The 6,669-nt window shown below is 73.8% G+C and carries 5 protein-coding genes; 4 read left to right on the forward strand and 1 reads right to left on the reverse strand.

Annotation, left to right across the window (positions count from 1 at the left end; all coding sequences use genetic code 11):
• Nucleotides 1–273 precede the first annotated feature (273 nt).
• On the reverse strand, nucleotides 274–1,437 hold the full coding sequence (locus EDC57_RS12585; RefSeq protein WP_123402275.1) for an NHL repeat-containing protein: 1,164 nt from the start codon (nucleotides 1,435–1,437) through the stop codon (nucleotides 274–276).
• A 126-nt stretch (nucleotides 1,438–1,563) separates the two neighbouring features.
• Between EDC57_RS12585 and EDC57_RS12590 the strand changes: the two genes are divergently transcribed.
• From EDC57_RS12590 to EDC57_RS12605, 4 genes are all read left to right on the forward strand, one after another.
• On the forward strand, nucleotides 1,564–2,682 hold the full coding sequence (locus tag EDC57_RS12590) for a c-type cytochrome (protein WP_170165152.1): 1,119 nt from the start codon (nucleotides 1,564–1,566) through the stop codon (nucleotides 2,680–2,682).
• Between the two features lies 1 nt (nucleotide 2,683).
• A complete protein-coding gene (locus EDC57_RS12595; protein WP_170165153.1) occupies nucleotides 2,684–3,643 on the forward strand; it encodes a c-type cytochrome in 960 nt (319 codons plus the stop codon).
• A 68-nt stretch (nucleotides 3,644–3,711) separates the two neighbouring features.
• Nucleotides 3,712–5,202, forward strand: coding sequence for a putative bifunctional diguanylate cyclase/phosphodiesterase (locus EDC57_RS12600; protein WP_123402278.1), 1,491 nt, complete (start codon nucleotides 3,712–3,714; stop codon nucleotides 5,200–5,202).
• Nucleotides 5,199–6,497: a serine/threonine-protein kinase gene (locus tag EDC57_RS12605; RefSeq protein WP_123402279.1), complete on the forward strand. Its 1,299-nt coding sequence runs from the start codon at nucleotides 5,199–5,201 to the stop codon at nucleotides 6,495–6,497. The genes EDC57_RS12600 and EDC57_RS12605 overlap by 4 nt, the downstream gene beginning before the upstream one ends.
• Nucleotides 6,498–6,669 lie beyond the last annotated feature (172 nt).

Consider the following 6,669-nt stretch of genomic DNA (forward strand, 5'->3'; position numbering starts at 1 on the left):
GGCGGCGAGGCCCTCGAGGCGCGGCTCGCGGAGGTGCACCGCCGGGTTGTCGGCGATGTTGCGGTGGTCGTCGAGGTGGAAGGCGGCTTGCCCGGTGGCGGGGCGGTAGGCGGCCAGGACGAGGACGGCGAGCAGGGCGGCAAGGGCGGCGACGAAGACGCGCCTCACGGCCGCCGCCCCCGCGGGCGCTCGGCCGCGCCATGGCCGGCCCTGGTCGTCCATCCGGGCCCTCGTGGGTGATCGCGCCTGCGGTGCAGCCCCGCCGGGGCAGATTCAGCCGCCGGCCTTGGTGCCGCCGGGGCCTTCGGCCGGCGCGGTTTCCTTGCCCTCCCCCTTGGGGGCGGCCTCACGCATGAGGTGGCCCGCGTCCGGGGCGAGCCCCGCGGGGCGGAAGACGTCGACCTTGCGGAAGAACTGGTCCACGAAGTAGATGCGCCCGTCCTCGTCGATGGTGATCCCGGCCGGCAGCATGTACTTGGCCGGGCCGCCGGTCTCGGAGCGCTCGCCGATGAACATCAGCAGCCGGCCCTCGGGGTCGAAGATCTGGAAGTTGCCGAAGGCCGCGTCGGCGACGTAGACGTTGCCGTCCGGGTCGTGGGCGATGCCCTTGGGGCGCGCGAACTGGCCGAAGCGGCGCCCGACCTGGCCCCACTTGCGCACGAACTTGCCGTCCGGGGTGATTACCTGGACGCGGAAGTTGCCTCCGTCGACCACGTAGAGATTGCCGTCGGGGCCCCAGCTGATGTCCCGCGGCAGGTTGAACTCGCCGTCGCCGACGCCCCGCTTGCCGATGTCGTAGAGGTGCTCGCCGGTCAGCGCATCGAAGACGACGATCCGATGGCGCTGGCTGGAGACGCCGCCCGTGTCCACGACGTAGAGGCGTCTGCCCTCCGGGTCCGGGGTGGCGTGGGACGGGCGGTCGAGGATGTCCATCCCGCCCACGGCGCGGAGGAAATTGCCGTCGCGGTCGTAGATCACCACGCGCTTCTGGGTGCCGTCGACGACGTAGAGGTTGCCGGCGGCGTCCACGGCGAGCCCCAGGGGCTTGGCGAGATCGCCGTTGTCGCCGCGGTTGCCGATCTCGAACCAGCGGTGCTCGGGGAAGTCGAGGGCGTAGACCACCCGCCGCACGGTGTCCGAGACGAAGAGCCGGCCCTCGTGGACCGCGACGTCGAAGGGCTTGGCGAAGGCGACGCCGCGGGCGGTGCGCGTGCCGGTGAGCATGTAGCGCAGCAGCTCCTCCTCGTCCGGCGGCTCCACCTCGGCGGTGGTGAGGATGGTGCGCTCGAAGTAGAAGCGCGGCGGATCCGGCGGCGGCGGGAAGACGAGCTCGACCGCGCCCTCCCGCTGCTGGGGCGCGCTCACACAGCCGGCCAGTGCCAGCAGGGCGGCGCCTGCAAGCCCCGTGCGACGAAGCCTTGCCTTGCTGCCGAACATGTCCGCACCGGATGTGGGGTCAGGCGGCCTTATAGGCGAAGGCGCCGGGGGCCGTCAACCGGCCGTTGCCGTCGCTGCCGCCTTGGCGTACCCTGCCGCGGCAGACTGGGAGGGAGAGGCGAAGCCGTGAGGTGGTGGACGACCGGATTGGCGGCCCTGGTTCTGGCCGGCGCGGCGGTGGCCGGCGACGAAGGCGCCCAGGCGCCCGCGTCGGCCGCGGGTGGGCAGGGCGGTGCGGCGGTGGATGCCGCGCGCATCTACCATGAGAACTGCTCGGTCTGCCACGGCGACCGCGGCGACGGGCGCACGCGCGCCGCCAACAACCTCGTGCCGCCGCCGAGGGACTTCACCGCGCCGGACGCCGCCGTGGAGCTGACGCGCGAGCGCATGGTGCGCTCGGTCATGGAGGGGCGCCCGGGCACGGCGATGCCGCCGTGGAAGGCGCAGCTCACCCGGGCCGAGATCGAGGCCGTCGTCGGCTACATCCGCGAGCACTTCATGCGCCCCGTGGCCAGCGAGGAGGTGGAGGCCGGGCGGCGCATCTACGCCGAGAACTGCTCGGTCTGCCACGGCGAGCGCGGCGACGGGCGCAGCCGCGCCGCCGGCCGCCTCGATCCGCCGCCGACCGACTTCACCCATGCCGACCCCGAGGAGCTGACGCGCGAGCGCATGATCCACTCGGTCTCCTTCGGCCGCCCCAACACCGCCATGCCGCCATGGCGCTTCCGCCTCTCGGAGGAGGAGATCGAGACCGTGGTGGACTACATCCGCACCGCCTTCATGCCGGCGCCGGCCGCGGTGGCGGGTCGTGGCGGTGCCGCCGGCCCGGCCGGCGAGGACGGCGGGGGGCACGGCCACGAGACGCCCTCGGGGGATCTCGCCGCCTTCATGGCCGAACCCATGCCCAAGGGCCTCGAGGGCGATCCGGAGTGGGGCCGGCGGTTCTTCGAGGAGAACTGCGCCGCCTGCCACGGCAAGAACGGCGACGGCCGCGGCCCACGCTCGTTCTTCATCTTCCCCAGGCCGCGGGACTTCTCGCACCCGGGCGCGGTGACGAGCCTCAACCGCGAGCACCTCTTCGAGGCCATCGCCATGGGCGACGTGGGCAGCGAGATGCCGGCCTGGAGCAAGGTGCTGACCGACCAGGAGATCGCCAACGTCGCCGAGTACGTCTTCCAGGCCTTCATCGAGCCGCGCCTGAAGGAGATCCTGGCCGCCACCGGGGATGACGCGGCGAAGCGCTGAGGTGTCCCGCAGGCTCGCCGCGTGGGCGCTGGCGGCGCTGCTGCCGGCCCTTGCGGCCCCGCCGTCCGTGGCCGGGGGGGGTGACCTCGGGCGGGAGGTCTACAACTTCCGCTGCTACTACTGCCACGGCTACGCGGGCGATGCGCGCACGCTGGCCGCGCGCATGCTCTCGCCGCCGCCGGTGGACTTCACCCGCGCCGACCCGCAGGTCCTGACCCGCGAGCGCATGATCCGGGCGGTGACCGAGGGACGGCCCGGGACCGCCATGAAGCCCTTCGGCGGGGTGCTCACGGCGGCCGAGATCGAGGCCGTGGTGGACTTCGTGCGCGAGACCTTCATGCGCCGGCGCGAGCCCAACACCCGCTACCACACGGCCGCCAACGGCTGGCCGGATCACGAGCGCTACCGCGACGCCTACCCCTTCGCCACCGGCGAGCTGGCGCTGGACACGCCGTGGGACCGGCTCACGCCGGCGCAGCGGCGCGGCAAGCGGCTCTTCCTCGCGAGCTGCGTGAGCTGCCACGACGCCGGGCGCGTGCAGGACCCGGGGCCGCTGTGGGAGACCGAGGCCGTCTCCTTCCCCCGCGCAGGCTACTCCCACCGCGCCCCGGATGCGCTCTCGGGGGCGACGCCCTTCGCCCGCCACGACATCCCGCCGCGCATCGAGGGGCTCACCCCGCTGGAGCGCGAGGGCGAGCGGATCTACCAGGCCAACTGCGCCTTCTGCCACGCCGCCGACGGCACCGCGCGCAACTGGATCGGCACCTTCCTCGAGCCGCACCCGCGCGACCTCACCGACCCCGAGGCGATGGCGGGCATGACCCGCGCCCGGCTGAGGCGGGTGATCCGCGAGGGCCTGCCGGGCACCTCCATGCCGGCCTGGGGCCGCGTCCTCGACGCGGGCCAGATCGAGGCCGTGATCGCCTACATCTCCCGCGCCTTCCATCCCATCCCGGAGTGAGCGGGGGCCCCGCGGGCGGGTGCCATCGGTGGTATGCTGCGCCCTGCGGCGAGGGGGCAAGGGAGACGATGGAACACCGAGCGACAGCCGCCCTGCTCATGGCGGCGCTGGCCGCGGCGACGGCGGCGCTCGTCGCGGCGCTGCCGCTTCTTGCCGGCGGGGCGCGCACCGCCTACGTCCTCGCGGTGGCGCTGGCGATCGCGGGGCTGCTGCTTGCGGCCTGGCGCTGGGGGCGCCCCGTGGCCGCGGCGCGCCCGCGCATCGACCCGCTCACGGGCCTCGCCGACCGCGCCGCCTTCCTCGAGGAGGCCGCGGCGCGGCTCGCCGGGGGCGGCCCCCAGGCCCTGCTGGTGCTGGACCTCGACCGCTTCAAGGAGGTCAACGACATCCTCGGTCCCGAGGCGGGGGACCGGCTGCTGGCCCTGGTGGCCGAGCGGGTGCGGTCGGCCGCCCCGGCGGGCAGCCTCGTCGGGCGCCTCGGCGGGGATGAGTTCGCGATCCTGGCGCAGGCGGGCCCGGCGGAGGCGGAGGCGCTGGCCCGCTGCGTGCACGAGCGCGTCTCGCGCCCGTGCGAGTTCGAGGGGGTGCCGCTGGACGTCGGGGGTGGGGTCGGCGTGGCCTGCGCCCCCGACCACGGCACCACCCCGGCGCGGCTGCTGCAGCGGGCGGAGCTCGCCATGTACATCGCCAAGGGCGGCCATCACGGCGTCACCGTCTACGACCCCGCGCGCGACCAGCGCACGGTGCGGCGGCTGGCGCTCATGGGCGAGGTCCGCCGCGCGGTGGAGACCGGCGAGTTCGTGCTCCTCTACCAGCCCAAGGTGGCCCTGCGCACGGGGCGGGTCACGGGGGTCGAGGCGCTGCTGCGGTGGCGGCACCCGCGCCGCGGTCTGCTCGAGCCGCGTCACTTCCTCCCCCACATCGAGCGCACGGGGCTGATGCGCAGGCTCTCCGACCAGGTCTTGCAGGCCGCCCTCGCCCAGGCCTGGGCGTGGGCGGCGGAGGGCCTGCGGCTGCCGGTGGCGGTGAACCTCTCGGCGCGCACGCTGCAGGACCCGGCGCTGCCGCGGCACGTCGCCGAGGCCCTGGAGGCGGCGGGGGTGGAGGCCGCGCTGCTGGAGATCGAGGTCACCGAGAGCGCCATCATGACCGACCCGCGGCTCGCGCGGCAGGTGGTCTGCGCCCTGCACGAGATGGGGGTGCGGCTCGCCATCGACGACTTCGGCACCGGCTACTCCAGCCTCGGCTACCTCAAGCGCCTGCCCGTGCACACCCTCAAGATCGACGCCGGCTTCGTCGCCCACATGACCGTCGACGAGAGCGACGCCATCATCGTGCGCTCCACCATCGAGCTCGCCCACAACCTGGGGCTGCAGGTGGTGGCCGAGGGCGTGGGCGGACGCGAGACCTGGGACGTGCTGCGGGGCATGGGCTGCGATCAGGGCCAGGGCTTCGGCATCGTGCCGCCGCTGCCGCCCGAGGAGGCGGCGGCGCGCGTGCGCGCGGGCACGGTGGTGCCGGTGGCGGGCCCGCAGAGCGCGGGCGGAGGCGGGGTATGAGCGGCGCGGAGCATCCGCGGCGTCTGGGCAAGTACGAGATCCTGCGGCCCATCGCCCGCGGCAGCATGGGCCTGGTCTACCTGGGCCACGACTCCTTTCTCGAGCGGCAGGTGGCGGTCAAGGTCGCCCACCGCGAGATCCTGCGCGATCCCGACCGCGGCCGCGTCTACCAGCGGATGTTCTTCAACGAGGCGCAGACCGCCGGACGGCTGAGCCATCCCAACATCCTCGCCGTCTACGACGCCGGGATCGAGGACGAGACCCTCTACATCGTCATGGAGTACGTGGAGGGCGGGCGAACCCTCAAGCCGCACACGCGGCCCGACAACCTGCTGCCGGTGGAGCAGGTGGTGGAGCTCGTCTTCCGCTGCGCCCGCGCCCTCGACTACGCCCACCGCCACGGCGTCATCCACCGCGACGTCAAGCCCGGCAACCTGCTCCTGACCCCGGAGATGGACGTCAAGGTGGGGGACTTCAGCATCGCCTACATCAGCCAGCCGGACCTCGCCGTCACCCAGCCCCTGGGGCTCGTGGGTTCGCCCAAGTACATGTCGCCGGAGCAGGTGCGCGAGGAGACCCCCACCGGGCAGTCGGATCTCTTCGCCCTCGGGATCGTCCTCTACGAGCTCCTCACCGGACGCCACCCCTTCCAGGCCGAGAGCCTCTCGGGGCTCCTGCACCGCATCGTGCAGGACGATCCGCCGCCGCTGCGGGCGCTGCGGCCGGAGCTTCCCGAGGTCCTCGAGCCGGTGGTGGCGCGGGCCCTGGCCAAGGACCCCGCCGAGCGCTTCGCCACCGGCCTCGACATGGCCGCCGAGCTCAGCCGCGCGTTCGACTTCCTGGAGCACCCGCGGCGCGAGGTCGACGAGGAGGAGCGCTTCCGCGCGCTGCGCGCGCTCGCCTTCTTCGCCGACTTCCCCGAGGCCGAGGTCTGGGAGGTGCTGCGCGCCGGGCTCTGGGCCCGGTACGGCCCGGGCGAGGCCATCCTCCGGGAGGGCGAGCTGGACGACGCCTTCTACGTGGTGGTGGAGGGCGAGGTGGAGGTGCGCAAGGCCGGGCGTTCCATCGGCCTCCTGCGCGCCGGGGACTGCTTCGGCGAGATGGGCTACGTCACCAAGGGCCGACGGCAGGCGAGCATCCTCGCCCGCACCCCGGTCGCCGTCCTCAAGGTCACCGCGAGCCACATCGAGCGCGTCTCGCTCTCCTGCCAGCTCCACTTCCACAAGGTCTTTCTGCGCACCCTGATCGAGCGCCTCTCGGCTGCCAACGCGCGCCTGGTGCGGGAGGGGGCCTGAGGGGTTGCGCATGCGGCGACGCGCGCTGCTCGCGGCGGCGCTCCTCGTCCTCGCCGTGGGTGCGGTCTACCGGGCCGCCCTCGACAACGGCTTCCACTTCGACGACGAGCCCAGCATCCTCCAGAACGACCGGGTGCGGATCTCCGCACCGACGCCGCAGGCCCTCTGGGGT

Source organism: Inmirania thermothiophila (genome assembly GCF_003751635.1).
GTDB classification, from domain to species: domain Bacteria; phylum Pseudomonadota; class Gammaproteobacteria; order DSM-100275; family DSM-100275; genus Inmirania; species Inmirania thermothiophila.

Excerpts from the sequence above, each read along its gene's own strand:
- EDC57_RS12605 (WP_123402279.1), top strand. The coding sequence starts at position 5,199 with ATGAGCGGCGCGGAGCATCCGCGGCGTCTGGGCAAGTACGAGATCCTG.
- EDC57_RS12600 (WP_123402278.1), top strand. The coding sequence starts at position 3,712 with ATGGAACACCGAGCGACAGCCGCCCTGCTCATGGCGGCGCTGGCCGCG.
- EDC57_RS12585 (WP_123402275.1), bottom strand. The coding sequence starts at position 1,437 with ATGTTCGGCAGCAAGGCAAGGCTTCGTCGCACGGGGCTTGCAGGCGCC.